This is a genomic window from Streptomyces sp. NPDC048258, from assembly GCF_043201995.1.
In the GTDB taxonomy this organism is placed as follows: Bacteria; Actinomycetota; Actinomycetes; order Streptomycetales; family Streptomycetaceae; genus Streptomyces.
Map to the genome: position 1 here is coordinate 674,164 of NZ_JBICZH010000002.1, position 26,282 is coordinate 700,445.

Consider the following 26,282-nt stretch of genomic DNA (forward strand, 5'->3'; position numbering starts at 1 on the left):
ACAGACGTACGAGGATGAGTACGAGTACCAGTACGCGTACGAGCACGGGCAAGGCGGAGACAGCGATGCCGACCGCGGAAGACCGCAACAGCCGACGGCTGGCCTGGTGCGTGGCGCACCTGTTGCGCCACGCACCGGACCACGTCGTCGTCGACCTGATAGGCCGGCTCGACGCGCCGACCCGCAAGTACCTGTGCCGCGACGAATGGCTGTCGGCCTCGACCGTCACCCTGCTGCTGCGCCACGGCAGCGAGGAGGACCGGCAGTTCGTCGCCCGCAACCCCCACGTCGTCGGACGGCCCCTGCCCGGGCTGCCCGGACCGGCGCGGTACGCGGCCCGCCCCGGGCCGTCACCGGAGCTGCTGCGGGAGGTCGGGCCCGGGCCGTTCGGCACCGACGAGCTGATCGCGCTGCTCCGTCGGCACGGCCGCCGGGTCCGGATACCCCTCACCCTGCTGCGGATGCCGCACGAGCCCCTCGACCCGGAGATACTGCTGCGCGAGCACGCCCGCGACCCGCTGCCGCCCAGCGTGGTCGAGGCCCTGCTGCTGGTCGGCGGACTGCCCCGGAAGGTCTGCCAGGCGCTGCTCGACACCGACCGGTGGTACACGTCCGGACGCCAGTGGTACCGGCCCGCCGTACGGGCCGTGCGCATGGGGCTGCTCACCTGCGACGAGCTCGTCGCCCACGTCGCCCCCGCGCACCGGACCCTGCTGCTCGCGGACCTCCCCGGGACCAGCGGCCTGCGCTGGACCCTGCCCGAACGGGCGGGCATGCGGACGGCCGTCGCACGCACGCTGCGCCCGCTGCGCGACGATCCCCGGCTGTGGGCGGAGCTGCTCCGGCACGCCCACACCTTCCGCGGCACCCTGCCGGTCCTCGTGGCACGGACCGTCCGCGGGACCTTGGCCGAGCCGGCCGGCGGACCACCCGTCGCCGGGCTCGTCGCGGCGGTGGGCCGGCTCGCCCCGAAGGCCGCCGAGCCCGTCGGGGGCGTGGACCGCGAACTGGCCCTGGCGAGCCTCGCCGTGCCCGTGGACTCCGTCGAGGAGGACATCCGGTGGGTCCGGGACTGCCTGGCGCGCGGGCTGCTCACCGGTGAGGACGTGATCCGGCACAAGGCGCCCGCCTGCTGGGCCCTGGACGAGGACCACTGGCTCGGGGACGTGGACCACCCCGACCGGCACGACCGGCCGGAGGCCGTGCTCGCCGCCCGGGCCGAGGCGGACCGGCTGTTCGCCCTGGCCCTCGGCGCCGATCCGGACGCCTGGTGGCGCGTCGCCGTCACGCTCCCGGACTTCGCCGGAACGCTCCCCCACCTTCTCCTGCGGGTCACGGAAGGGGGCTCCGTGTCGGGCCGCTCATGACTTCCGGCAACAATGGGGGCATGAGCGACCGCCCAGCCCCCCTCGCCGATCCGCACCTCCTCTTCGACCCCGCGGCCGGCCCCCGGGACATCGTCATCCTCGGGTCCACCGGGTCCATCGGCACCCAGGCCATCGACCTCGCCCTGCGCAACCCGGACCGGTTCCGGGTGACCGCGCTGTCCGCCGCCGGCGGGCGGGTCGGACTGCTGGCCGAGCAGGCCCGGCTGCTGCGGGTCACGACGGTGGCCGTGGCCCGCGAGGACGTCGTACCGGCCCTGAAAGAGGCGCTGAGCGCCCAGTACGGCGCCTCCGAGGCGCTGCCCGAGATCCTGGCCGGCCCCGACGCGGCGGCCGAGCTCGCCGCCTCCGAGTGCCACACCGTCCTCAACGGCATCACGGGTTCCATCGGCCTCGCGCCCACCCTCGCCGCCCTGCGGGCGGGCCGGACCCTGGCCCTGGCCAACAAGGAGTCGCTGATCGTCGGCGGCCCGCTGGTCAAGGCCCTCGCGAAGCCCGGCCAGATCATCCCCGTGGACTCCGAGCACGCGGCGCTGTTCCAGGCGCTGGCCGCCGGCACCCGGGCCGACGTGCGCAAGCTCGTGGTCACCGCCTCCGGCGGGCCCTTCCGCGGCCGCACCCGCGAGGAGCTGGCGGGGGTCACGGTCGAGGACGCGCTCGCGCACCCCACCTGGGCCATGGGCCCGGTGATCACGGTGAACAGCGCCACCCTCGTCAACAAGGGGCTGGAGGTCATCGAGGCGCACCTGCTCTACGACATCCCCTTCGACCGCATCGAGGTCGTGGTCCACCCGCAGTCCTACGTGCACTCGATGGTCGAGTTCACGGACGGCTCCACGCTCGCCCAGGCCACCCCGCCGGACATGCGCGGCCCCATCGCGATCGGCCTCGGCTGGCCCCAGCGGATCCCGGACGCGGCCCCCGCCTTCGACTGGACCAAGGCGTCCACCTGGGAGTTCTTCCCGCTGGACACCGAGGCCTTCCCCTCGGTGGGCCTCGCCCGGCACGTCGGCACCCTCGGCGGCACCGCCCCGGCCGTGTTCAACGCGGCCAACGAGGAGTGCGTCGAGGCGTTCCTGGCAGGTCGGCTGCCGTTCACGGCAATCATGGATACCGTCTCTGCCGTGGTCGATGAGCACGGGACACCGGAGTCGGGAACTTCCCTGACGGTCCAGGACGTCCTTGAAGCTGAGGTCTGGGCCAGGGCCCGGGCCCGGGAGATGGCGGCTCGGGCCGCCGTGGAGGCGGGCGCATGACACTGCTGATGACGGTGCTCGGGGTCGTGATCTTCGCGTTCGGCCTGCTGGTCTCCATCGCCTGGCACGAGCTGGGGCACCTCTCCACGGCCAAGCTGTTCGGCATCCGGGTGCCGCAGTACATGGTGGGCTTCGGGCCGACCATCTGGTCGCGGAGGAAGGGCGAGACCGAGTACGGGATCAAGGCCATCCCGATGGGCGGCTACATCCGCATGATCGGGATGTTCCCGCCCGGCGAGGACGGCAAGGTCACCGCCCGCTCGACCTCGCCGTTCCGGTCGATGATCGAGGACGCGCGCTCGGCGGCGTACGAGGAGCTCCAGCCCGGCGACGAGACCCGGCTCTTCTACACGCGCAAGCCGTGGAAGCGCGTGATCGTGATGTTCGCCGGCCCGTTCATGAACCTGGTCCTGGCGGTGGCGATCTTCCTCACCACCCTGATGACCTTCGGGCTGAACACCCAGACCACGTCGGTCGCCACGGTTTCGGACTGCGTCATCCAGCAGAGCGAGAAGCGCGACAAGTGCGCCCCCGGAGACCCGGCCGCCCCCGCCAAGGCGGCGGGCCTGAAGGCGGGCGACAAGATCGTCGCCTTCAACGGCCGCCCGGTCGAGGACTGGTCCGCCCTGCAGAAGGAGATCCGCGCCACCGTCGGCCCCGCCGTGATCACCGTCGAGCGGGTCGGCCAGCGGATCGACCTGAAGGCGAACCTGATCGAGAACAAGGTCGCCAAGACGGACGGCAGCGGCAACTACGTCAAGGACCAGTACGTCACCGCCGGCTTCCTCGGCTTCGCCCCCGCCTCCGGCTACGTCCCGCAGTCCTTCGGCCAGTCCGTCGGCCGGATGGGCGAGATGATGCAGAGCGGTGTGGAGTCGCTGGTCGCCCTGCCCTCCAAGGTCCCGGACCTGTGGGACGCCGCCTTCAACGGGGCCGAGCGCAAGCAGGACAGTCCGATGGGCGTCGTCGGCGCGGCGCGGGTCAGCGGTGAGATCTTCACCCTCGACATCCCCGCCCAGCACCAGCTGGTGTTCTTCCTCAACCTGCTGGCCGGCTTCAACCTCTCGCTGTTCCTGTTCAACATGCTGCCGCTGCTCCCGCTCGACGGCGGGCACATCGCCGGCGCGCTGTGGGAGTCGGTCCGGCGCGCCGTGGCGCGGGTCTTCCGGCGCCCCGACCCCGGCCCGTTCGACGTGGCCAAGCTGATGCCCGTCGCGTACGTGGTGGCGGGGCTGTTCATCTGCTTCACGCTGCTGGTGATGGTGGCGGACGTGGTGAACCCGATCAAGATCACCTAGCGGCCGTCGGGCCGTGAGGACCGGACCGGGAGCCGGGCACGCATCGTGCCCGGCTCCCTGCGTTCGGGTGGGGGACCCCCCTCGGATGCGTGGAGCGCGCGGGGTTTGGCGTAATCTCGAAGCCTGGAGCCCGCCGATCTCGGGACCTTGATCCACACCTTGGGGTTGCACAGCAGATGACTGCCATCTCTCTCGGAATGCCGGCCGTGCCGACGAAGCTTGCCGACCGCAGGGTCAGCCGCAAGATCCAGGTGGGGTCGGTGGCCGTCGGCGGCGACGCACCCATCTCGGTGCAGTCGATGACCACGACCCGCACCTCCGACGTGGGTGCCACGCTCCAGCAGATCGCCGAGCTCACCGCCTCCGGCTGCAACATCGTCCGCGTGGCCTGCCCGACCCAGGACGACGCCGACGCCCTCGCCGTCATCGCGAAGAAGTCGCAGATCCCGGTCATCGCGGACATCCACTTCCAGCCCAAGTACGTGTTCGCCGCGATCGACGCCGGCTGCGCCGCCGTCCGCGTGAACCCGGGCAACATCAAGCAGTTCGACGACAAGGTCAAGGAGATCGCGCACGCCGCCAAGGCCGCGGGCACCCCGATCCGGATCGGCGTCAACGCGGGCTCGCTCGACGCCCGGCTGCTCAAGAAGTACGGCAAGGCCACCCCCGAGGCGCTGGTCGAGTCCGCGCTGTGGGAGGCCTCCCTCTTCGAGGAGCACGGCTTCGGCGACATCAAGATCTCGGTCAAGCACAACGACCCGGTCGTCATGGTCAACGCCTACCGCCAGCTGGCCGCCGCCTGCGACTACCCGCTGCACCTCGGCGTCACCGAGGCCGGCCCGGCCTTCCAGGGCACCATCAAGTCCGCCGTCGCCTTCGGCGCGCTGCTCTCCGAGGGCATCGGCGACACCATCCGCGTCTCCCTCTCCGCCCCGCCGGTCGAGGAGGTCAAGGTCGGCAACCAGATCCTGGAGTCGCTGAACCTCAAGCCGCGCCGCCTGGAGATCGTCTCCTGCCCGTCCTGCGGGCGGGCCCAGGTGGACGTCTACAAGCTGGCCGAGGAGGTCACGGCGGGCCTGGAGGGCATGGAGGTCCCGCTGCGCGTCGCGGTCATGGGCTGCGTCGTCAACGGCCCCGGCGAGGCCCGCGAGGCCGACCTCGGCGTCGCCTCCGGCAACGGCAAGGGCCAGATCTTCGTGAAGGGCGAGGTCATCAAGACCGTCCCCGAGTCGAAGATCGTGGAGACCCTCATCGAAGAGGCGATGAAGATCGCCGAGCAGATGGAGAAGGACGGCGTGATGTCGGGCGAGCCGACGGTCGCCATCGGCGTCTGACGCCCGCGACGTTCCGCCCCCGGCCCCGTTCCCGCAGCTCGCGGGCCGGGGCCGGGGCTTTTTCGTGACCTGGGGGACCGGGCATCCTCCGGTCGCGGCGGGTACAGTGCGGAGATCAGCAGACTTGCACGGTGAGGCCCCAGTGTTGACGCAGACCACCACCCGGGTCCTTGAGCCCAGTGATCTCGACGCCGCCCTCGAAGTCCTCGGACGCGAGCCGGTCGAGAACGCCTTCGTCACCTCCCGGGTCCAGGTCGCCGGACTCGACCCCTGGCGCCTGGGCGGCGAGATGTGGGGCTGGTACGCCGACGGCGAGCTCCGCTCCCTCTGCTACGCCGGCGCCAACCTGGTCCCCGTCTGCGCCGAACCCGACGCCGTACGCGCCTTCGCCGACCGCGCCCGGCGCACGGGCCGCCGCTGCTCCTCCATCGTCGGGCCCGCCGGGGCCACCCGGCTGCTGTGGCAGCTCCTGGAGCCCAGCTGGGGACCGGCCCGCGACGTGCGCTCCCACCAGCCCCTCATGGTCATCGAGTCCCCGTCCACCACGGTCGAGGCCGACCCGCTGGTCCGCCGCGTCCGCAAGGAAGAGATGGACCTGATCATGCCCGCCTGCGTGGCCATGTTCACCGAGGAGGTCGGCATCTCCCCGATGGCCGGCGACGGCGGGCTGCTCTACCAGGCCAGGGTCGCCGAACTCGTCGGCAGCGGCCGCTCCTTCGCCCGCGTCGAGGACGGCAGGATCGTCTTCAAGGCGGAGATCGGCGCCGCCACCTCCCGCGCCTGCCAGATCCAGGGCGTGTGGGTGGACCCCGAGTTCCGCGGGCGCGGCCACTCGGAGACCGGGATGGCCGCCGTCGTCGCCTACGCGCTGCAGGACGTCGCACCCGTGGTCAGCCTCTACGTGAACGACTTCAACGCCGCCGCCCGGGCCTCGTACCGGCGGGTCGGCTTCCGCGAGGTCGGCGCCTTCATGAGCGTGCTGTTCTGAATCCGTACCAGACCTTGGCGACGGCATACCGGCAGGCCCCTACCGCGCAGTAAGGTCGCCGCATGCTGCCTTCCGGACTCCGCATCGGCCCCCTCGACCTCGCCGCCCGCGTGGACGAGGCCCTGCGCGTGCAGGCCGTCGCCTTCGGCCTCAGCGAGGAGGAGGTCGGCATCCGGCGCTACATCGTCCAGCGGCACATGGCCTGCCGCGGCGCCCGCGCCCTCGGGGCCTTCGCCGAGGACGGCGCGCTCACCGGCTTCGTCTACGGGATGCCGAACGACCGGACGCACTGGTGGTCCACGATCGTCGAGCCCTACCTGCGGGCCGGGGGCCACGAGGACTGGCTCGACGACTCCTTCGTGATCACCGAGCTGCACGTCCACCCCGGATTCCAGGGCCACGGCGTCGGCCGCGCGCTGATCACCGGCATCACCGACAACGCCGCCGAACCGCGCTCGATCCTCTCCGCCATCGACACCGACAGCCCCGCCCGCGGGCTCTACCGGGCCCTCGGCTACAAGGATCTCGCCCGCCAGGTCCACTTCCCGAGCGCGAGCCTCCCGTACGCCGTCATGGGCGCCCCGCTGCCCCTGCTGAGGCTCTGAGGAACGGGCCCGCGGAAACGGGTTTCCGCTGCCCGCACGGCCGCCGGTAACCTCCGGGCATGTCTACGCAACACGTGCAGCGCATGTCCCGCCTCATGGCCAAGACCCTCCGCGAGGACCCGGCCGACGCCGAAACCCTCAGCCACCGGATGCTGGTCCGCGCCGGATACGTCCGGCGCAGCTCGGCCGGGGTATGGACGTGGCTGCCGCTCGGCAAGCGGGTCCTGGACAACGTCTCGCGCGTCGTCCGCGAGGAGATGGACGCGATCGGGGCGCAGGAGGTGCTGCTCCCGGCGCTGCTGCCGAAGGAGCCGTACGAGGTCAGCGGGCGCTGGTCGGAATACGGGGACCTGCTGTTCCGGCTCAAGGACCGCAAGGGCGCGGACTACCTGCTCGGCCCGACCCACGAGGAGATCTTCACCCTGGTGGTGAAGGACCAGTGCACCTCGTACAAGGACCTGCCGGTCATGCTGTACCAGATCCAGACCAAGTACCGCGACGAGGCGCGGCCCCGGTCCGGGGTGCTGCGCGGGCGCGAGTTCCAGATGAAGGACTCGTACTCCTTCGACGTATCCGACGAGGGTCTGGCGGAGTCGTACGCGCTCCACCGCGCCGCCTACCAGCGCATCTTCACGCGCCTCGGCCTGGACCACCGGATCGTGTCGGCGGTGTCGGGGGCGATGGGCGGCTCGGCGTCCGAGGAGTTCCTGGCCCCGGCGGAGGCGGGCGAGGACACCTTCGTGGACTGCCCGTCCTGCGACTACGCCGCCAACACCGAGGCCGTGACCTTCGCCCTCGCCCCGGTGTCCGCGCAGCACCCGGCGCTTGAGGAGGTGGACACCCCGGACACCCCGACCATCGAGACCCTGGCCGCGCAGCTGGGGGTGCCCGCCTCGGCGACCCTGAAGAACCTCCTGGTGAAGGTCGACGGCGAGATCGTGGCGGTCGGCGTGCCCGGAGACCGCGAGGTGGACCTCGGCAAGCTCGGCGAACACCTGGCCCCGGCCGTGGTGGAACTGGTGACGGCCGAGGACTTCGCGGACCGGCCCGACCTCGTACGCGGCTACGTGGGCCCGCAGGGCCTGGACAAGGTCCGCTACCTGGCCGACCCGCGGGTGGCGCCGGGCACCGCCTGGGTCACCGGCGCCAACCGGGTGGACACCCACGCCCGCAACGTGGTCTGCGGCCGGGACTTCGAGGTGGACCAGTACCTGGACGTGGTGGTCGTGGAGCCGGGCGACCCCTGCCCGCGCTGCGGCGCCGGTCTCCGGCTCGACCGGGCGATCGAGATCGGCCACATCTTCCAGCTGGGCCGCAAGTACGCGGACGCCTTCGGGCTGGACGTGCTGGGCCGCGAGGGCAAGCCCGTCCGGGTCACGATGGGCTCGTACGGCATCGGTGTCTCCCGTGCGGTGGCCGCACTGGCCGAGCAGACGGCGGACGAGCGCGGGCTGTGCTGGCCGGCGGCCGTGGCCCCGGCCGATGTCCACGTGGTGGCGGCGGGCAAGGCCGTGCCGCTGGCGCTGGCGGAGCAGGCGGCGGCCGCCTTGGCCTCGGCGGGCCTGCGGGTCCTGCTGGACGACCGCCCGGGCCTGTCCCCGGGCGTGAAGCTCACGGACGCGGAGCTCATCGGCGTCCCGTGGATCCTGGTCGCGGGCCGTCGCTCGGCGGAGGGTGTGGTCGAACTCCAGCACCGCGCCTCGGGCACCCGCGAGGAACTCCCCCTCCCCGAAGCCCTGACCCGCCTGACGTAACCCGCGGGCCGTCTGCTGGGGCTCCGCCCCAGACCCTCCCCCAGACTCCGTCCGGGGGGACCCCCACGCCTCAAACGCCGGCGGGGCTGGGTTGTGCCCGGCGAGGCTGCAATTGCCCTGCGGGCGATCCAGCCCGCCTGGGCGGGATGAATGCGCTGCGCGCAATTCCACGCCCGCCAGGGAGACGGCATCAGCCAGATCCAGCCCCGCCGGCGTTTGAGGCGCGGGTCCGGGCGGAGCCTGGTTTCGGGAAGGGCGGGGTGGGGGACTGCTCCGCGCAGCGGCTGCCGCCTAGTGCTGTGGCCGGAAAGGTTTGCCGGGGCGCGGCTCCCCCAGCTACCTCCCCCAGACTCCGTCCGGGGGGACCCCCAGGGAGGTGCCCCCAGGTGCGGTGCATCGCAAGGCGGAGGGCCGCGGCTCGTACTGGACGTACTTGCGCGGTCCGACAACGCGGCGAGGTGCCGTGCTGGGCGTCGCGCTCCGGTGAACCTTTGCGGTCACAGCACTAGCCGCAGGGCTCGTCCGGGCCCGACGGGGGCGGCGGCGACCCGTCCAGGGACAGGCCGTCTCCCGGTCCGGTGACCGCCCGGGGGGCCGCTGCGCCGCCCTGGGGCGGCGGCGACCCGTCCAGGGACAGGCCGCCTTCCGGTCCGGTGACCGCCCGGGGGGCCGCGGCGTCGTCCGGGGGCGGGGCTTCGCCCGAGGCCGGGGCCGGAGTCGGGGCCGCGCGTTCCAGGAAGCGCAGGAGTTCCACCGGGAAGGGCAGGACCAGCGTCGAGTTCTTCTCGGCGGCAACCGCCACCACCGTCTGCAGCAGGCGCAGCTGCAGCGCCGCCGGCTGCTCCGACATGACCTCCGCCGCCTCGGCCAGCTTGTGCGATGCCTGAAGCTCCGCGTCCGCGTTGATCACACGGGCCCGCCGCTCCCGGTCCGCCTCCGCCTGCCGGGCCATCGACCGCTTCATCGTCTCCGGCAGGGACACGTCCTTGATCTCGACCCGGTCGATCTGCACGCCCCAGCCCACCGCCGGACTGTCGATCATCAGCTCCAGGCCCTGGTTGAGCATCTCCCGATTGGACAGCAGATCGTCCAGGTCCGACTTTCCGATGATCGACCTGAGCGAGGTCTGCGCCATCTGCGAGACGGCGAAGCGGTAGTCCTCCACCGCCACGATCGCGTTCGCCGGGTCGACGACCTTGAAGTACACGACCGCGTCCACCCGCACCGTGACGTTGTCCCGCGTGATGCCCTCCTGGGCCGGCACCGGCAGCGTCACGATCTGCATGTTCACCTTGTGGATCCGGTCGATCACGGGAACGATCATCGCGAAGCCGGGCGGCCGGATCTCGTTGCGCAGCCTGCCGAAGCGGAAGACCAGGCCCCGCTCGTACTGCTTCACCACCCGGGCGGCGGCGCCCATGTAGACCGCGATGCCCACACCTGCGGCGATCGCCGCTGTCAGCAGTTCTTCGACCATGACGGCCCCCTGCCGGACGTACCTGTCTCTCTAAACGGTATGCCCTACAGCCAGGCCGCGAACTCCAGCAGCAGCTCCGCGTCCCGGCGCCGCCCGGCGGCCAGTGCCCGGTTCCCCGACTCCACCGCGCGGAACACCGACCAGCCCCGCAGCCGGTCCCGGTCCACCTCCAGGGCGTCGGCCAGCTTGTTCACCCGGCGCCGGGCGCCCGCCGCCCCCGCCGAGGTGGCCATCTGGTCCTCCAGCCGGTCCCGGACCAGCCGCGCCAGGTCGTACGCCCGCTCGCCGACCAGCGGGTCCGGGCCCACCGTCAGCCACGGAGCGCGCTCGCCGGCGAGGACCTTGCCCTGCCGGAAGTTCCCGTGGAGCAGCAGCTCCTCCGGCGGGGCCGCGACCAGCTCGTCGCGCATCGCCAGCGCCGTGTCGGCCAGCGCCTCGACCTCCGCCGGGGCCGCCCGCAGCGCCACCGACTGCTGCTCCGACCGCTCCGCCACCGTCTCCCAGGCGTGCCCGGCGGGCGGCGCCACCCACAGCCTGCGCAGCGTGCCGCTGGCCTCCAGCAGCGCCTTGGCCTCCGGCAGCGACCGCAGCGAGACCTCCGGGTGCAGCCGCTCCAGCAGCAGCGCCCCATCCTCCTCGTGGTGCCGCGAGTCGAGGACCTGTACGGCCCCGAAACCGCCCCAGTGCGCCAGCGCGGCCAGCTCCCGGTCGGGCCGGGCGTGCGGGGGCGCCAGCTTCAGAGCGGCCGGGGTGCCGTCGGCGTACCGGACGAGGACGACCAGGCTGCTGCGGCCGCCCGGGGCCTGTACCCGCTGGGCCTGCACCCCGCGCCGCTCCAGCGCGGCCTCGGTGAGCCGGGGCAACTGCCGCAACCAGTCCTCGTCCTGCGCCGATCGCGGCATCTCGCCGAGCGCCCGTACAAGCCGCTGCGGCGGTTCGAAAGCCATGCGTGCGTGGTCCCTTTCAGCTGTGCCGGGCCCGTTGTGCCACTTCAGCGCTTTTCCGTGAGCCCAGGGAAGGCTACGCCGACCCCACGCCAGCGTGCCGCGCGGACGGCCGCCGCGCTCAGCGCGTCGGCCGCCATGCGGCGCAGCGGGCCCTCCGCGGCCCGCACCAGGTCGGAGTACGCGCCCGCCACCCGGTCCTCGATGTCGGCGGCCAGCCGCTCGGCGTCGGCGGGCGTGCGCACCTCGAACGGCAGGGCGTACGCCGCCTCCGCGGGCCGGGGCGCGCCGCCCAGCTCCCGCACGGTCCGGGCGAGGGCGTCGCGCCGCGCGAGGTGGCCGCCGTACGCCTCGCGGGCCTCGGTCGAGCGGGCCCCGGCGGTCCGGGCGCCGATCACCCCGTAGCCGTACGCGGCCGCGTGCTCGGCGGCCAGTGCGGCCTGCGCCGCCTCCAGGGCCCGGCCGGCGGGGGAGGGTTCGGGGGTCACGGCTTGGCTCCGGGGGTCGAGGTCAGCAGGTACGCGTGTACGGCGCCGCAGGCGGCCACCGAGGCCAGCAGCCGGGCCAGCTCCCCCGGGGCCCCGGCCAGATCGATGGTCCGGGCCTCCGACAGGCTGCGCTCCGCGTCCGCCAGGGCGGTCAGGGCCTCGGCGGGCGCCGGCGGCACCGGCTCCCCGCTCGGCGCGGGAGCGGCCGCGCCCGTACCGCCGGACGGGGACGCGGAAACGGCCGGGGACGGCGAGCCCGCGGAGACGGGGGACAGGGCCGCGGCGTGCGCGGCGACCGCGGTGCGCAGCGGGGCGAGCCGCTCCGCCAGGGCCGGATGGGCGGCGGCGGTGGCGTCGTAACGTTCCAGCAGTCGCGCACTGTCACGAACGGCCGCTTCCCGCATCCGCTGTTCGAGTGGAATCCCGGAATCGGTGTCGGGCGAACCGGTGCCGGAGCACCCGCTGAGCAGCGCGGCGCCGGCCGCGCCGGCGGCTCCGACGAGCAGGCTCCTGCGCGAGGGTCTCGATGGCAGAGTCCAGGGCACGGGCGACGTCCTCGGGGGTGATGGCGGGGCAGGGTGTGATCACGGTACCCGGGGCCCTGTCCACAGGGCGGACGGCAACACCCTCCGCGACCGGATACCCTTTGACCTGACACACGACGGAAACCACAACAGCACACGCGGCCGAGGAGTCACCCGGATGAGCACCACCCAGAGCGACAGGCTGCGCGGATTGCTGGAGCCGCTCGTCGCCGCCAAGGGCCTGGACCTCGAAGAGATCGAGACGTCCCGGGCGGGCAAGCGCCGGATGCTGCGAATCATCGTGGACTCCGACGAGGGCGTGGAGCTGGACGCGTGTGCCGAGCTGAGTCGCGAAGTCTCCGACCTGCTCGACGAGACCGACGTGATGGGCGAGGACGAGTACGTCCTCGAGGTGAGCTCGCCGGGCGCCGACCGCCCGCTGACCGAGCACCGTCACTACGTACGGGCGATCGGCCGTCTCGTGAAGTTCCAGTTGACCGAGGGCGGGGAACTGATCGCCCGCGTTCTCGACGTCGACGACGAGGGACTGGACCTCGAAGTCCCGGGCGTGAAGGGCCGCAAGGCGACCGCCCGCCGCATTGCTTTCACCGACATCGCCAAGGCGCGTGTCGAGATCGAGTTCAGCCGCAAGGACAAGAAGGAAGAGGAGGCGTAGTCGTGGACATCGACATGAGTGCCCTGCGGGGTCTGGTGCGGGAGAAGGAGATCTCCTTCGACCTGCTCGTCGAGGCGATCGAGTCGGCCCTCCTCATCGCGTACCACCGGACCGAGGGGAGCTTCCGCCGCGCACGCGTCGTGCTGGACCGCACCAACGGTCACGTGGTCGTGTGGGCGACGGAAGACCCGAGGGACCTCGAAGAGGGCCAGGAGCCCAAGGAGTTCGACGACACCCCGTCGGACTTCGGCCGGATCGCCGCGACGACCGCCAAGCAGGTGATCCTGCAGCGTCTGCGCGACGCCGAGGACGACCTGACCTTCGGCGAGTTCGCCGGCCGTGAGGGCGACGTCATCACCGGTGTCGTCCAGCAGGGCAAGGACCCCAAGAACGTCCTCGTCGACATCGGCAAGCTGGAGGCCATCCTGCCCGTGCAGGAGCAGGTCCCCGGTGAGGAGTACACGCACGGTCTGCGCCTGAAGGCGTACGTCGTGCGCGTGGCCAAGGGCGTCCGCGGTCCGTCCGTGACCCTGTCGCGCACCCACCCCAACCTCGTGAAGAAGCTCTTCCAGCTGGAGGTCCCGGAGATCGCCGACGGCAGCGTCGAGATCTCCGCGATCGCCCGTGAGGCCGGTCACCGCACCAAGATCGCCGTACGGTCCACCCGCTCGGGCCTCAACCCGAAGGGCGCCTGCATCGGCCCGATGGGCAGCCGCGTGCGCAACGTGATGGCCGAGCTGCACGGCGAGAAGATCGACATCGTCGACTGGTCGGACGACCCGGCGGAGATGGTCGCGAACGCGCTGTCACCCGCCCGGGTGAGCCAGGTCGAGGTCGTCGACTGGGACACCCGCTCCGCCCGGGTGACCGTGCCCGACTACCAGCTGTCGCTGGCCATCGGCAAGGAGGGCCAGAACGCCCGCCTCGCCGCGCGGCTCACCGGCTGGCGCATCGACATCCGTCCCGACACCGAGCAGCCTTCGGACGGCGACGGGGAATAAACCGGTACCGCCCGGGGCTACCCGGGCGGTAGACAGGGACCACGAGGGGCCTTACACCGGCCCCGTGGATCACCACAACACAACAGCCGTTCGATTTTCGCCCGGAACTTGTCGGGGGAGGGTCGGTGCGGGGAGGTAGACTTAGGCGTGTCTGGCCGGACGCAAGCCCGCGCATGCCCCGAACGAACCTGTGTGGGGTGTCGGGAGCGAGCGGCCAAGAGCGATCTGCTGCGCATCGTGGCGATCGAGGACGAATGCGTTCCCGATCCACGCGGTACGCTGCCCGGCCGGGGTGCATATGTGCACCCTGCCGTGGTCTGCCTCGACCAGGCGGTCCGCCGCCGGGCGTTCCCCCGGGCCTTCCGGTCCGCCGGAGCGCTCGACACGACGGAACTGCGCAAAGTCCTGGCCGTTCAGGCCGAGGCGACACCGTAAGACGTAGAACGGCACGGATACCCCGTGCGGTCAGGTACCTCGCGAGTTGGAAGTAGGTCGAGATTGCGATGAGCACTCGATGAGTACGCGATGAGTACGCCCATGAAGTAGCAACGGTCCGGCGTAACCCGGACCTAAAAGGAGCGAAGTGGCTAAGGTCCGGGTATACGAACTCGCTAAGGAGTTCGGAGTTGAGAGCAAGGTCGTCATGGCCAAGCTCCAGGAACTCGGTGAGTTCGTCCGTTCGGCGTCCTCGACGATCGAGGCGCCGGTTGTGCGCAAGTTGACCGACGCACTGCAGGGGCCCGGCGGCAACGCCGGCAAGTCCGCTGCGAAGCCGGGTGCGCCCCGCAAGGCTGCCCCCGCCAAGCCTGGGGTCCCGACCCCGGGTGCGACTGCACGTCCCGCTGCGCCGAAGCCCGGCGCACCGGCCCCCAAGCCGGTCGTCGCGGAGGCTCCGGCCGCCGCAGCGCCCGCCCCGGTGACTCCGGCCGCATCCGGCCCGCGTCCCGGCCCGAAGGCTCCGGCCGCCCCGAAGCCCGCTCCGGCGGCGCCCGTGGCGACCGAGTTCTCCGCGCCTCCGGCGGCTCCGGCCGCCCCGGCGCGCACCGAGCGTCCCGCCGCGGCACCCGGCCCCCGTCCGGCGCAGCAGCGTCCGGCGGCCCAGGGTGGCCAGGCCGGCGCCCGTCCCGGCGCCCCGCGTCCGGCCGGCGCCACTCCCGGTGCCCAGGCCCCGCGCCCCGGTGGCGCGGCCCCGCGTCCGCAGGGCGCCCGTCCGGCCGGTCCCCGTCCGGGCAACAACCCCTTCACCTCTGGTGGCTCCACCGGTATGGCGCGCCCGCAGGCGCCCCGTCCGGCCGGCGCGCCCCGTCCCGGTGCCCCCGGCGCCGGTGGCGGCCAGGGTGCTCCCCGCCCGCAGGGCGGTCCCGGCGGCGCTCCGCGTCCGCAGGGACAGGGCGCTGGTCGCCCGACCCCCGGCGGCATGCCCCGTCCGCAGGGCGGCGCCCCGCGTCCGGGTGGTGCTCCCGGTGGTAACCGTCCGAACCCGGGCATGATGCCGCAGCGTCCCGCTGCCGGTGGTCCCGGTCCCCGTCCCGGTGGCGGCCCCGGTGGCCGTGGTCCCGGTGCGGGCGGCGCGGGTCGTCCCGGTGGCGCCGGTCGTCCCGCGGGCGGCGGCTTCGCCGGCCGTCCGGCCGGTCCGGGCTCGCGTCCCGGTGGCGGCGGCGGCTTCGGCGGTCCCCGTCCCGGTGGCGGCGGCTTCGGCGGCGGTCCGGCCGGTGCCGGTGGCGGCGGTCGTCCCGGCTTCGGCGGGCGTCCCGGTGGTCCCGGTGCCCGTGGTGGCACGCAGGGTGCCTTCGGCCGTCCCGGCGGCCCGGCCCGTCGTGGTCGCAAGTCCAAGCGTCAGAGGCGCCAGGAGTACGAGGCCATGCAGGCCCCGTCCGTCGGCGGCGTGATGCTGCCTCGCGGCCAGGGCGAGACCGTTCGCCTGTCGCGCGGTGCCTCCCTCACCGACTTCGCGGAGAAGATCAACGCCAACCCGGCGTCGCTCGTCGCCGTGATGATGAACCTCGGCGAGATGGTCACTGCCACGCAGTCCGTCTCCGACGAGACGCTCGAGATGCTGGCCGGCGAGATGAACTACACGGTTCAGATCGTCAGCCCGGAGGAAGAGGACCGCGAGCTCCTCGAGGGCTTCGACATCGAGTTCGGCGAGGACGAGGGCGGCGAGGAATACCTCATGCCGCGTCCGCCGGTCGTGACCGTCATGGGTCACGTCGACCACGGTAAGACCCGACTGCTCGACGCCATCCGCAAGACGAACGTCGTTGCGGGCGAGGCCGGCGGCATCACGCAGCACATCGGTGCGTACCAGGTCTCCACCGAGGTCAACGACGAAGAGCGTCGCATCACCTTCATCGACACCCCGGGTCACGAGGCGTTCACCGCCATGCGTGCCCGTGGTGCCAAGTCGACCGACATCGCGATCCTCGTGGTCGCGGCCAACGACGGCGTCATGCCGCAGACGATCGAGGCGCTCAACCACGCCAAGGCCGCCGGCGTCCCGATCGTCGTCGCGGTCAACAAGATCGATGTCGAGGGTGCCGACCCGGTCAAGGTGCGCGGTCAGCTCACCGAGTTCGGTCTGGTCGCCGAGGAGTACGGCGGCGACACGATGTTCGTCGACATCTCCGCCAAGCAGGGTCTGCACATCGACTCCCTGCTCGAGGCCGTCGTCCTCACCGCCGACGCCTCGCTCGACCTCCGCGCCAACCCGGAGCAGGACGCTCAGGGTATTGCGATCGAGTCCCACCTCGACCGCGGCCGCGGTGCCGTCGCCACCGTCCTCGTCCAGCGCGGTACCCTCCGCGTCGGCGACACGATGGTCGTGGGCGACGCCTACGGCCGAGTGCGCGCCATGCTCGACGACAAGGGCAACAACGTCGAGGAAGCGGGTCCGTCGACCCCCGTCCTGGTCCTGGGTCTCACCAACGTCCCCGGCGCCGGCGACAACTTCCTCGTCGTCGACGAGGACCGCACGGCCCGTCAGATCGCCGAGAAGCGTGCTGCGCGTGAGCGCAACGCCAACTTCGCCAAGCGTGTCCGCCGGGTGTCCCTGGAAGACCTCGACTCGGTCCTCAAGGCCGGTCTGGTCCAGGAACTCAACCTCATCATCAAGGGCGACGCGTCCGGTGCGGTCGAGGCTCTCGAGTCCTCGCTGCTCCAGCTCGACGTCGGTGAAGAGGTCGACATCCGCGTCCTGCACCGCGGTGTGGGTGCGGTCACCGAGTCCGACATCTCGCTGGCGATGGGCTCCGACGCCATCGTCATCGGTTACAACGTCCGTGCGGCCGGCCGTGCCGCGCAGATGGCGGACCGCGAGGGCGTCGACGTCCGCTACTACTCGGTGATCTACCAGGCCATCGAGGAGATCGAGGCGGCCCTGAAGGGTCTCCTCAAGCCGGAGTACGAAGAGGTCGAGCTCGGTACGGCGGAGGTCCGCGAGATCTTCCGCTCGTCCAAGCTGGGCAACATCGCCGGTGTCCTCATCCGGTCCGGCGAGGTCAAGCGCAACACCAAGGCGCGGCTCCTGCGCGATGGCAAGGTCATCGCCGAGAACCTCACCATCTCCGGTCTGCGCCGCTTCAAGGACGACGTCACCGAGATCCGCGAAGGCTTCGAGGGCGGTATCAACCTCGGCAGCTACAACGACATCAAGATCGACGACGTCATCGCGACGTACGAGATGCGCGAGAAGCCCCGCGCGTAAGCGCGAGGCGGTTCGCACCGTGTCGTAACTCGTAATACCGGGGCCGGTCGGCGGAATATCCGTCGATCGGCCCCGGCCGTTGCGTGTACGGTTCTGGTGACCCTGCCGAGCGACGGCCGGCAGGCCACCGAACCCGCACCGGCGGGATATCCGGAACTGCATGTACGTGGGGACTCTGTCCTTCGATCTGCTCCTCGGCGACGTCCACTCGCTGAAGGAGAAACGCTCCGTCGTCCGGCCCATCGTGGCCGAGCTCCAACGCAAGTTCTCCGTGAGCGCGGCTGAAGTGGGCGACCAGGACCTGCACCGCAGGGCCCGTATAGGGGTCGCTCTGGTGAGCGGGGACACGGGGTTCCTCTCGGATGTACTGGACCGCTGCGAGCGGCTGGTCGCGGCACGTCCGGAAGTGGAGTTGCTGTCCGTACGACGGCGCCTCCACGGTGATGAAGACTGATAGCAAGACATAAGAAGGAGACGGACCAGTGGCCGACAATGCGCGGGCGAAGAAGCTGGCGGACCTCATCCGGGAGGTGGTGGCCGAGAAGCTGCAGCGCGGTGTCAAGGACCCTCGCCTCGGTACGCACGTGACCATCACGGACACCCGGGTCACCGGCGACCTGCGGGAGGCCACGGTCTTCTACACGGTCTACGGCGACGACGAGGACCGGGCCAGCGCGGCAGCGGGCCTGGAGAGCGCCAAGGGCGTACTGCGCTCCGCGGTCGGCCGGGCGGCGGGCACCAAGTTCACGCCCACCCTGACCTTCGTCGCGGACGCCCTCCCGGAGAACGCCAAGACCATCGAGGACCTCCTCGACAAGGCGCGCGCCTCCGACGCCCAGGTGCGCGAGGTGTCCTCCGGCGCCAAGTACGCCGGCGACGCCGACCCGTACAAGAAGCCGGGCGACGAGGACGACGAGGACGCAGCCGCGGAATGAGCACCAACGCAGGGAAGACTCCGGACGGCTTGGTCATCGTCGACAAGCCGTCCGGCTTCACTTCGCACGACGTGGTCGCCAAGATGCGCGGGATCGCCAAGACCCGCCGTGTGGGCCACGCCGGCACGCTGGACCCGATGGCGACGGGCGTGCTGGTCCTGGGCGTCGAGAAGGCCACCAAGCTCCTCGGCCACCTCGCGCTCACGGAGAAGGAGTACCTCGGCACGATCCGGCTGGGCCAGAACACCCTGACGGACGACGCCGAAGGCGATATCACCTCCTCCACGGACGCCGCCGGGGTCACCCGGGAGGCCGTGGACGCGGGCATCGCCAAGCTGACCGGCGAGATCATGCAGATCCCGTCCAAGGTCAGCGCCATCAAGATCAAGGGCGTGCGCTCCTACAAGCGCGCGCGGGACGGCGAGGACTTCGAGATCCCGGCCCGGCCGGTGACCGTCTCCTCGTTCCAGGTGTACGACATGCGGGACGCGGAGGCCGAGGACGGCACGAAGGTCGTCGACCTCGTCGTCTCCGTCGTCTGCTCCAGCGGTACGTACATCCGCGCGCTGGCCCGTGACCTGGGCGCCGACCTGGGCGTCGGCGGCCACCTGACCGCGCTGCGGCGCACCCGGGTGGGCCCGTACAAGATCGACCGGGCGCGCACGCTGGACCAGCTCCAGGAGGAGCTGACCGTCATGCCGATCGGCGAGGCGGCGGCCGCGGCCTTCCCGCGCTGGGACCTGGACGCCCGGCGCGCCTCGCTGCTCGCCAACGGCGTGCGGATCGACATGCCGGAGGAGTACCGGACCGGCCAGACCGTCGCGGTCTTCGGGCCGCAGGGGAACCTGCTCGGGCTCGTGGAGAGCAAGGGCGGCAAGGCGAAGTCCCTCGCGGTATTCGTCTGACCCGGCGCCGGCCGGCTTCGTCCGGCCGGTGTTGTGCGGCCGGAGCTGTCCGGCCGAAGTCTGTTGACGTGGAGCGGTGAGCGCACATGCACTGCCGCTCACCGCTCCACGACCCCCCTCGGGTAGGTCTCTATCCACCCGGACCCTCGTATTCACCCGTCCGAGCAGGCGCTCGGAGTGAATGGCGGGAGCGTAAGGGGGCGCGTTCGCCTCGCGTGCTTTTCGTGCTGATCTTCACCTGCCTACCGTCGTGAGTACGGGGCGTTGCGGGGGAGTGGTGCGGCCATGGCGGAGCTCGTCACAATCTGCGATCTCGCCGGTCGGGCGCGCGGCAGCGGATTCGTCGCCGACGACCGCGGGACGGTGGTCACCAGTCACGAGGCCGTCGACGGCCTGAGCCGGGTGGTGCTGCACGGCCCCGGGCCGGCCGGGCGGACCTGGCTGGCCGGGGCGGGGGACGTGACCGCGCTGCCGGGGCTCGCGCTGGCCCTCGTACGGACCGACGGACTCGGGGTGCGGCCACTGCCGGTGGCGATGCGCGAGGACATCGCTCCCGGGACGTACGTACGGCTGCCCGCGCGGGGATGGCGGCAGGCGCGGGTGCTGGGGGGCGCGGAGGTCACGTACCCGGCGGCGGACCGGCTGCACGCCGTGCCCGCGAGCTCGGCGGTCGAGCTGGCGATCGGAACGGACGGGCGGGACGCGCTGAGCCTGGGCGGGGAGGCCTGCGGGGGACCGGTCCTCGACGCGGAAACCGGAGCGGTGCTCGCGGTCCTGGGCACCGCTCTGCGCGCGGAACACCGCTCCGGAGGCTTCGCGGTGGCCCTTCGGGCGGCGGCCGGGGCCGACCCGGCCGGCCCGCTGGCCGCGCTGCTGGAACGCAACGCCACGACCGTGCCGGCGTACGGGCCGGACCTGAACCTCGCCGGAGTCCTCGAACTGACCGGGACCACCCTGGGCGCGGCCCTGCCCCCGGGCGGGGCCGGGCCCGGCCGGGAACCCGTGGAGCGACCGCGGACCGCGGCCGAACTGGAGGCCTTCACGGCGGGGGACCGACTCGTCCTCGGCCTGGTGGGAGACCCGGGCACGGGCCGCACCACGGCACTGGCGGCGCTGGCCGTACGCCGGGCCCGCGGGACCCGTCCCGCGCCGACCGTGTGGCTGCGCGGGGCGGACCTGCGCGGCGGGGACGCCTCGCTCGCCGACGCGGTGACGCGGGCGCTGGCCTCGGCGGCCCGGATCGTCTCCGGCGCGGGTACGCGGGCGGGAGCCGGTACAGCCGGTACAGCCGGGCCGTCCGGTCCGTCCGGGCCGTCCGGTCCGTCCGGGCCGTCGGCCGTTCCGGCGGACCGGTCCGTGGCCGAGGCGGACGCCGAGCAGGCGGCGCGGGTAGCGGGCGCGGCCGACCGGGCGCTGCTCGTGGTGCTCGACGCCCCCGAGGAGATGCCGCCGGAGCTCGCGCACCGCCTGGGCGCCTGGACCGAGGCCACCGTCGGGTGGCTGCGCGGGACGGGGGCCCGGCTGGCCGTCGCCGCCCGGCCCGAACACTGGGAACGGGCCGGCGCCCTCTGCCCGCCCGAGGTGCTGTACGCCCCCGCCCGCCCGGCCCGGCGGACGCCGCCCGCCCTCCCGCTCGGCGACCTCACCCCCGCCGAGGCCGCGGCCGCCCGGGCCCGGCTCGGCATCCCCGAGGGCGCCGTCCGGGAGTCCGACGCCCGGCACCCGCTCACCCTGAGCCTCCTCGCCGGGATCCGCGCCGCCGGGGTCACGGCCGGCCGCCCCGGCCGGGACGAGGTCTTCGCCGCCCACCTGGACCTGCTGTGCCTGCGCGCCGCCGTCCGCATCGCCGCTGCGCGGGCCGGAGCCGCACGGGTGCACGGCCCCGGGGTCAGGCGGCTCGCGGCGCGCGTGGCCGGCCGGGTCCACGAGGCGGCCCGGCGCTGTCTGGGACCCGGGCAGGGCGCGCTCGACCGGGCCTCGTTCGAGGAACTGTTCCCGTGGCGCACCGGCTGGGCCTCCGCCGTGCTCACCGAGGGGCTGCTGGTGTCCGTCGGACCCGGCTACCGCTTCGGCCACGAGGAGCTGTCCGACTGGATCCAGGCCGGCCACCTGGACGTCCCCACCGCCCTCGACTCCCTCGTCCACCGGCCCGCCGGGCCGGGGCTCCCGGTACCCCGGCACCGGATCGGGCCCGTTCTGGAGGCCCTGCGCCGACTGCCCGCCGACGCCCTGCGCGAGGAGCTCATGCGGCTGGTCCACCGCCTCAACGACTTCGCCGGGCCCGCCGCCGGACCGGATACCGGACCGGATACCGGACCCGCCGCCGGACCGGATACGGGACCCGATACCGGGCCCGCCGCAGGATCCGATGCCGACCGGATCTGGTGGGCCGGCCGGCTGCTGCGCGAGAGCCTGCTCCGGGCCCCCGACGCCCACCCCCACCTCCCCGTCCTGCACGCCCTCGCCGAGCACGTGGCCCACGCCGGCCCCGGCGAGTTCGGCGGCCGGTTCTGGAACCGGCTGCGGCTGCCCGAGCCCGACCGCCTCGACCTGCTGCGCCGGCTGCTGCCCGCCGACCCCGCCGAGGCGGTCCCCGGCGACCGCTACCTCGACGCCGCCGCCCGTCGGCTCGTACGGGACCCGCGGCTCGCACAGCCCCTGCTCTGCGCCTGGTTCACCGACGGACGGCGGCTGCGCGGCCGCCCCGGGGCCACCGTCGCCACCGCCGCCCAGGCACTGCTGCACACCCATCGCCGCCTCGCTTTGGACGACCTCACCGAGGCGCTCGTCACCGCCGCGCACCCGTGCGCCGACGAGCTGCTCTCCGTACTCGCCGAGGAGGAGCCCTCCGCCCTGTGCCGGGCCGTGGACCGCTGGGCGCACGACGAACGGCCCGCGCGGCGGGTCGCGGCCGCCACCTACGGGATGGCCACCGCCCCGCACGTGCGCACCCCGGCCGACCGCGAACTGCTGCGCCACGCCGCCCAGACGCTGCTGGCCCGTCCCGCCGACGCCGCCCTGCACGGCAGCGCCCTGGCCGTGCTGCTGCGCGACCCGCAGGCGCGCGGCCGCTACCTGCCCGACGCCCTCGCCTGTTTCCGGGCCCCCGAGCACGGGTCCCGGCTGCCCGCCGCGGCGCTGGTCGCGGCCCTGCCCGTACTGCCCGACCCGGACGCGGTGTTCGCCGCGCTGCGGGCCCGGGCCGACGGGGAGGTGGTGCGCGCCCTGGCCGCGCTGACCACCCCGGGGCTTGCCCGGCGCGCGGCCGACCTCGTACGGGACCACCTGGCGTGCCGACCCGAGGACGCGCCGCACGCCGCCGCCTTCGTCGACCGGCGCCTGGAGCAGGGCGCGGCCGCCGCTCCCGTGCTGCGCCCGCTGGTCCTGGACCTGCTGCGGTCCTCCCCGGCCGAGGTACGGGCCGAGCTGGCCGCCGTACTGGCCGCGCCGGGCGGGGAGTCCTCGTACGCGCTGCGCGGCGAGCTGGCCGACGTACTGCTGCGCGAGGAGACGGATCCGGCGGTGCTCGACGCGTTCCTGGTGGCCGTCGCGGCCGGGGCCGCCGCGCGCCCGGAGGGCCGTACGAGGGAGCTGCTGCGGCGCACCGGGCGGCGGTTGCTCGGGGCCCCGGGCGGGCCGGCGGTGTTCGGGCACCGGACGGTGGAGCTGGCCCGGTCCGACCCGGCCTTCGGCGGGCTCGTGGCGCGCTGGATGGCGCAGCCGGGCGGGGAGGCGGCGGCCCTGCTGGGCCCGAGCGCGCGGCGGACGGTGGAGACCCTCGGCGGGGCGGCCCCGGATGTGACGTGACGATATGCCGCGGCGGCCGTCCGACGCAGATGCCGATGCGGGGCACCGGGCACCGGCATGGCAGTCTTAGACCTGTAATCGGCAATCAGTACAAGGCCTAAACGGGTTCGGGCGAGGAGCGGTCACAGTGCAGCGCTGGCGTGGCTTGGAGGACATCCCCCAGGACTGGGGACGCAGCGTCGTCACCATCGGCTCCTACGACGGTGTGCACCGCGGTCATCAGCTGATCATCGGACGGGCCGTGGCCAAGGCGCACGCGCTGGGCGTCCCGTCCGTCGTCGTCACCTTCAGCCCCCACCCCAGCGAGGTCGTCCGCCCCGGCAGCCACCCGCCGATCCTGGCCCCGTACGACCGGCGCGCCGAGCTGATGTCCGGGCTGGGCGTGGACGCGCTGCTGATCCTGCCGTTCACGGCGGAGTTTTCGCAGCTGTCCCCGGCCGATTTCATCGTGAAGGTGCTGGTCGACAAGCTGCACGCGCGGTCCGTCATCGAGGGCCCCAACTTCCGCTTCGGCCACCGGGCCGCCGGGAACGTCGACTTCCTGCGCGAGCTGGGCGCCACGTACGACTACGAGGTCGAGGTCGTGGACCTGGTCGAGCGGGGCGAGGCGGGCGGCGGCGTGCCGTTCTCCTCGACGCTGGCGCGCAGGCTGGTCGCCGAGGGCGACATGGAGGGCGCGGCCGAGATCCTGGGACGGCCGCACCGGGTCGAGGGCGTGGTGGTGCGCGGTGCGCAGCGCGGGCGCGAGCTCGGCTACCCGACGGCGAACGTCGAGACGCAGCCGCACACCGCGATCCCGGCGGACGGGGTGTACGCGGGCTGGCTGACGGCTGACGGCGAGCGGATGCCCGCGGCGATCTCGGTGGGGACGAACGTGCAGTTCGACGCGACCGAGCGGACCGTGGAGGCGTACGCGATCGACCGGATCGGGCTGGACCTGTACGGGAAGCACGTGGCCGTCGACTTCCTCGCGTACGTGCGGGGGATGGCGAAGTTCGAATCGCTGGACGGGCTGCTGGAGGCGATCGCGGACGACGTGAAGCGGGCGCGGGTGCTGACGGACGCGTACGACGCGGAGCGCTGACCGGCGAACGGCTGACGGACGAACGGGCGAGGGCCCGTACCGCCCCGGATCTCGATCGATCCCGGGTGGTACGGGCCCTTCCTGTTGTCGACGCCGCCGGCTCAGCCCAGGCGGGGGTCGCGCGGGGGCTGTTGCGGCTGCTGCGGTGCCGGGGGCTGCCGCCAGGGCTGGCCCGGCTGCGGGTAGGGCTGGCCGGGCTGCTGGTAGGGCGGCTGCGGCTGCTGGTACGGGGGCTGGCCCTGGGGATGGCCGTACGGCTGCTGCGGCGGCTGGGGCTGAGGCTGCTGGTGGTACGGCTGGGGCTGCTGCGGCGGCTGGTGCTGCGGCGCTCCCCAGTGGCCCTGCGGGGCCTGCTGCTGGGCCCGCAGGAAGTCCTCGGCCACCAGGGCGGAGAGGTTGAAGTACGCCTCGCGGGTCTTGGGCCGCATCATGTCGAGATCGACCTCGGCGCCGGCCGCGAGGTGCTCGTCGAACGGCACCACGACGACACCGCGGCAGCGGGTCTCGAAGTGCTGCACGATGTCCTCGATCTTGATCATCTTGGCCGTCTCGCGGACTCCCGAGATGACGGTGAGGGAGCGGGAGACGAGATCGGCGTACCCGTGCGCGGAGAGCCAGTCGAGCGTGGTGCTGGCGCTGCTGGCGCCGTCCACGGACGGGGTCGAGATGATGATCAGCTGATCGGCCAGGTCCAGGACGCCGCGCATGGCGGAGTAGAGGAGGCCGGTGCCCGAGTCGGTGAGGATGATCGGGTACTGGCGGCCCAGCGTCTCTATGACGCGGCGGTAGTCCTCGTCGTTGAAGGTCGTGGAGACGGCCGGGTCCACGTCGTTGGCGATGATCTCCAGACCGGAGGGCGCCTGGGAGGTGAACCGGCGGATGTCCATGTACGAGTGCAGGTACGGGATCGCCTGGACCAGGTCCCGGATGGTGGCGCCGGTCTCGCGGCGGACGCGGCGGCCGAGGGTGCCGGCGTCGGGGTTCGCGTCGATGGCCAGGATCTTGTCCTGGCGCTCGGTGGCGAGGGTGGCGCCGAGGGCGGTGGTGGTCGTGGTCTTGCCGACGCCGCCCTTGAGGCTGATGACGGCGATGCGGTAGCAGGACATGACCGGGGTGCGGATCAGTTCCAGCTTGCGCTGGCGCTCCGCTTCGGCCGCCTTGCCGCCGAAGCGGAAGCGGCCGCCGACGTTGTTGTTGCCGGTCTTGGGCTTCTGCTTGTTGCGCAGCAGGCGGTCCGAGGACAGCTCGACGGCGGCCGTGTAGCCGAGCGGCGCCCCGCCGGTGGTCTGACCGGCCGAGTAGCGGGGGTCGTGCGGCTGGGGCTGGTGTGGTTGCTGACCGTTGGGCCACTGGGCGCCGGTGCGGGGGTCGTGGTGCGGGGGCTGCGGCGTCGCCTGCGGCTGCGGGGCGGGGGCCGGCGGCGGGAATGCGTACCCGTCCTGGTCCGTCCGGTCCGCGAACGCGGGCGGCAGCGGCGGCAGTTCGCCACCGGGTCCCCCGAACGGGTGCTCCGCGACGGGGACGGGAGCGTCCGTAGGACTGACCGGCGCGGCCGCGGCCTGCTCGGCGGGGGGCAGCAGGGCCGTCCCCTCGGCGGGGGTGTCGTGCGGACCGGCTCCGCCGTCGAACGGCGCCGGGGCCGCGTCGACCGGAGCGTCGACCGGTGCCGGGGGAGTGAACGGCGTGGGCGCCGAAGCCTCGACCGGAGCCGGGAGGTTGAACGGCGCGGGCGCGGGGGCTTCGACCGGAGCCGGAGCCTGGTACGACGGGGCCGCGTCGACCGGCTCGGGGGCCGGAGTCTCGACCGGAGCCGGAACGGTGAACGGCGCGGGCACGGGAGCGGCAGCCTCGGCCGGCGCGGGTGCCGGCGCTTCGACCGGGGCCGGGGCTGGAGCCGTGAACGGCGCGGGTGCCGGACTCTCGGCCGGAGTCGAGGTCGCGAACGGCGCGGGTTCAGGGGTCTCGAACGGAGCCGGAGCCGGAGCGGCGAAGGGCGCGGGTGCCGGGCTCTCGGCGGGAGCCGAGGTCGCGAACGGCGCGGGTTCAGGGGTCTCGAACGGAGCCGGAGCCGGAGCGGCGAAGGGCGCGGGTGCCGGGCTCTCGGCCGGAGCCGAGGTC

21 protein-coding genes are annotated in these 26,282 nt (G+C 73.1%); 16 read left to right on the plus strand and 5 right to left on the minus strand.

Annotated elements, in window-relative coordinates; genetic code table 11:
- The first annotated feature begins 65 nt into the window (after positions 1 to 65).
- The 7 genes from ACGFYQ_RS07240 to ACGFYQ_RS07270 all read left to right on the plus strand — a co-directional run bounded on the left by ACGFYQ_RS07240 (position 66) and on the right by ACGFYQ_RS07270 (position 8,620).
- Positions 66 to 1,367 carry a hypothetical protein gene (locus ACGFYQ_RS07240; RefSeq protein WP_393740805.1) on the plus strand — a complete coding sequence of 434 codons (1,302 nt, stop codon included), beginning with the start codon at positions 66 to 68 and terminating at the stop codon, positions 1,365 to 1,367.
- A gap of 20 nt (positions 1,368 to 1,387) precedes the next feature.
- Positions 1,388 to 2,641 carry a 1-deoxy-D-xylulose-5-phosphate reductoisomerase gene (gene dxr / locus ACGFYQ_RS07245; protein WP_393740807.1) on the plus strand — a complete coding sequence of 418 codons (1,254 nt, stop codon included), beginning with the start codon at positions 1,388 to 1,390 and terminating at the stop codon, positions 2,639 to 2,641.
- Positions 2,638 to 3,939 (plus strand): M50 family metallopeptidase, encoded by a 1,302-nt coding sequence (locus ACGFYQ_RS07250; RefSeq protein ID WP_393740809.1) that lies wholly within the window; start codon positions 2,638 to 2,640, stop codon positions 3,937 to 3,939. The genes dxr and ACGFYQ_RS07250 overlap by 4 nt, the downstream gene beginning before the upstream one ends.
- Before the next feature lie 176 nt (positions 3,940 to 4,115).
- Positions 4,116 to 5,273 carry a flavodoxin-dependent (E)-4-hydroxy-3-methylbut-2-enyl-diphosphate synthase gene (gene ispG, locus ACGFYQ_RS07255; protein WP_376679682.1) on the plus strand — a complete coding sequence of 386 codons (1,158 nt, stop codon included), beginning with the start codon at positions 4,116 to 4,118 and terminating at the stop codon, positions 5,271 to 5,273.
- A gap of 142 nt (positions 5,274 to 5,415) precedes the next feature.
- Positions 5,416 to 6,261, plus strand: a complete 846-nt coding sequence (locus ACGFYQ_RS07260; RefSeq protein WP_393740812.1) for a GNAT family N-acetyltransferase — start codon at positions 5,416 to 5,418, stop codon at positions 6,259 to 6,261.
- 62 nt (positions 6,262 to 6,323) lie between these two features.
- A complete protein-coding gene (locus tag ACGFYQ_RS07265; protein WP_393740814.1) occupies positions 6,324 to 6,866 on the plus strand; it encodes a GNAT family N-acetyltransferase in 543 nt (180 codons plus the stop codon).
- Between the two features lie 59 nt (positions 6,867 to 6,925).
- Positions 6,926 to 8,620, plus strand: a complete 1,695-nt coding sequence (locus ACGFYQ_RS07270) for a proline--tRNA ligase (protein ID WP_393740816.1) — start codon at positions 6,926 to 6,928, stop codon at positions 8,618 to 8,620.
- A gap of 505 nt (positions 8,621 to 9,125) precedes the next feature.
- On the opposite strand, the gene ACGFYQ_RS07275 is transcribed toward ACGFYQ_RS07270, so the two are convergent.
- Genes ACGFYQ_RS07275 through ACGFYQ_RS07290 form a run of 4 tightly spaced genes read right to left on the minus strand, consistent with a single transcriptional unit; the run spans position 9,126 to position 12,074 of the window.
- The gene (locus ACGFYQ_RS07275) at positions 9,126 to 10,097 is read right to left on the minus strand and encodes a slipin family protein (protein WP_393740818.1); all 972 of its coding nucleotides are present in this window, start codon (positions 10,095 to 10,097) and stop codon (positions 9,126 to 9,128) included.
- Positions 10,098 to 10,141: 44 nt separating this feature from the next.
- Positions 10,142 to 11,044 (minus strand): aminoglycoside phosphotransferase family protein, encoded by a 903-nt coding sequence (locus tag ACGFYQ_RS07280; protein WP_393740820.1) that lies wholly within the window; start codon positions 11,042 to 11,044, stop codon positions 10,142 to 10,144.
- A 44-nt stretch (positions 11,045 to 11,088) separates the two neighbouring features.
- Entirely contained in the window at positions 11,089 to 11,529 is a 441-nt protein-coding gene (locus ACGFYQ_RS07285; protein ID WP_393740822.1) for a ferritin-like domain-containing protein, read from the minus strand.
- On the minus strand, positions 11,526 to 12,074 hold the full coding sequence (locus ACGFYQ_RS07290; RefSeq protein ID WP_393740824.1) for a hypothetical protein: 549 nt from the start codon (positions 12,072 to 12,074) through the stop codon (positions 11,526 to 11,528). The genes ACGFYQ_RS07285 and ACGFYQ_RS07290 overlap by 4 nt, the downstream gene beginning before the upstream one ends.
- A 157-nt stretch (positions 12,075 to 12,231) precedes the next feature.
- Here ACGFYQ_RS07290 and rimP point away from each other — a divergent pair, with 157 nt between their 5' ends.
- From rimP to ACGFYQ_RS07335, 9 genes are all read left to right on the plus strand, one after another.
- Positions 12,232 to 12,729, plus strand: coding sequence for a ribosome maturation factor RimP (rimP, locus tag ACGFYQ_RS07295; RefSeq protein WP_393740826.1), 498 nt, complete (start codon positions 12,232 to 12,234; stop codon positions 12,727 to 12,729).
- A 2-nt stretch (positions 12,730 to 12,731) separates the two neighbouring features.
- Positions 12,732 to 13,730 carry a transcription termination factor NusA gene (nusA, locus tag ACGFYQ_RS07300; protein ID WP_362394274.1) on the plus strand — a complete coding sequence of 333 codons (999 nt, stop codon included), beginning with the start codon at positions 12,732 to 12,734 and terminating at the stop codon, positions 13,728 to 13,730.
- 147 nt (positions 13,731 to 13,877) lie between these two features.
- Positions 13,878 to 14,165, plus strand: coding sequence for a YlxR family protein (locus ACGFYQ_RS07305; protein WP_393740828.1), 288 nt, complete (start codon positions 13,878 to 13,880; stop codon positions 14,163 to 14,165).
- A 148-nt stretch (positions 14,166 to 14,313) separates the two neighbouring features.
- Positions 14,314 to 17,433 carry a translation initiation factor IF-2 gene (infB, locus tag ACGFYQ_RS07310; protein ID WP_393740830.1) on the plus strand — a complete coding sequence of 1,040 codons (3,120 nt, stop codon included), beginning with the start codon at positions 14,314 to 14,316 and terminating at the stop codon, positions 17,431 to 17,433.
- A 160-nt stretch (positions 17,434 to 17,593) separates the two neighbouring features.
- Entirely contained in the window at positions 17,594 to 17,887 is a 294-nt protein-coding gene (locus tag ACGFYQ_RS07315) for a DUF503 domain-containing protein (RefSeq protein WP_030161467.1), read from the plus strand.
- Between the two features lie 28 nt (positions 17,888 to 17,915).
- Positions 17,916 to 18,368 carry a 30S ribosome-binding factor RbfA gene (gene rbfA / locus ACGFYQ_RS07320; protein WP_362394283.1) on the plus strand — a complete coding sequence of 151 codons (453 nt, stop codon included), beginning with the start codon at positions 17,916 to 17,918 and terminating at the stop codon, positions 18,366 to 18,368.
- Positions 18,365 to 19,273 carry a tRNA pseudouridine(55) synthase TruB gene (gene truB / locus ACGFYQ_RS07325; RefSeq protein ID WP_393740833.1) on the plus strand — a complete coding sequence of 303 codons (909 nt, stop codon included), beginning with the start codon at positions 18,365 to 18,367 and terminating at the stop codon, positions 19,271 to 19,273. Before rbfA ends, truB begins: the two co-directional genes overlap by 4 nt.
- 285 nt (positions 19,274 to 19,558) lie before the next feature.
- On the plus strand, positions 19,559 to 23,080 hold the full coding sequence (locus ACGFYQ_RS07330) for a serine protease (RefSeq protein ID WP_393740835.1): 3,522 nt from the start codon (positions 19,559 to 19,561) through the stop codon (positions 23,078 to 23,080).
- Positions 23,081 to 23,207: 127 nt separating this feature from the next.
- Entirely contained in the window at positions 23,208 to 24,164 is a 957-nt protein-coding gene (locus tag ACGFYQ_RS07335) for a bifunctional riboflavin kinase/FAD synthetase (RefSeq protein WP_393740837.1), read from the plus strand.
- Positions 24,165 to 24,265: 101 nt separating this feature from the next.
- Here the strand turns inward: ACGFYQ_RS07335 and ACGFYQ_RS07340 are convergent.
- Positions 24,266 to 26,282 (minus strand): MinD/ParA family protein (locus ACGFYQ_RS07340; protein WP_393740839.1); only part of this gene is annotated, 2,017 nt, incomplete at its 5' end.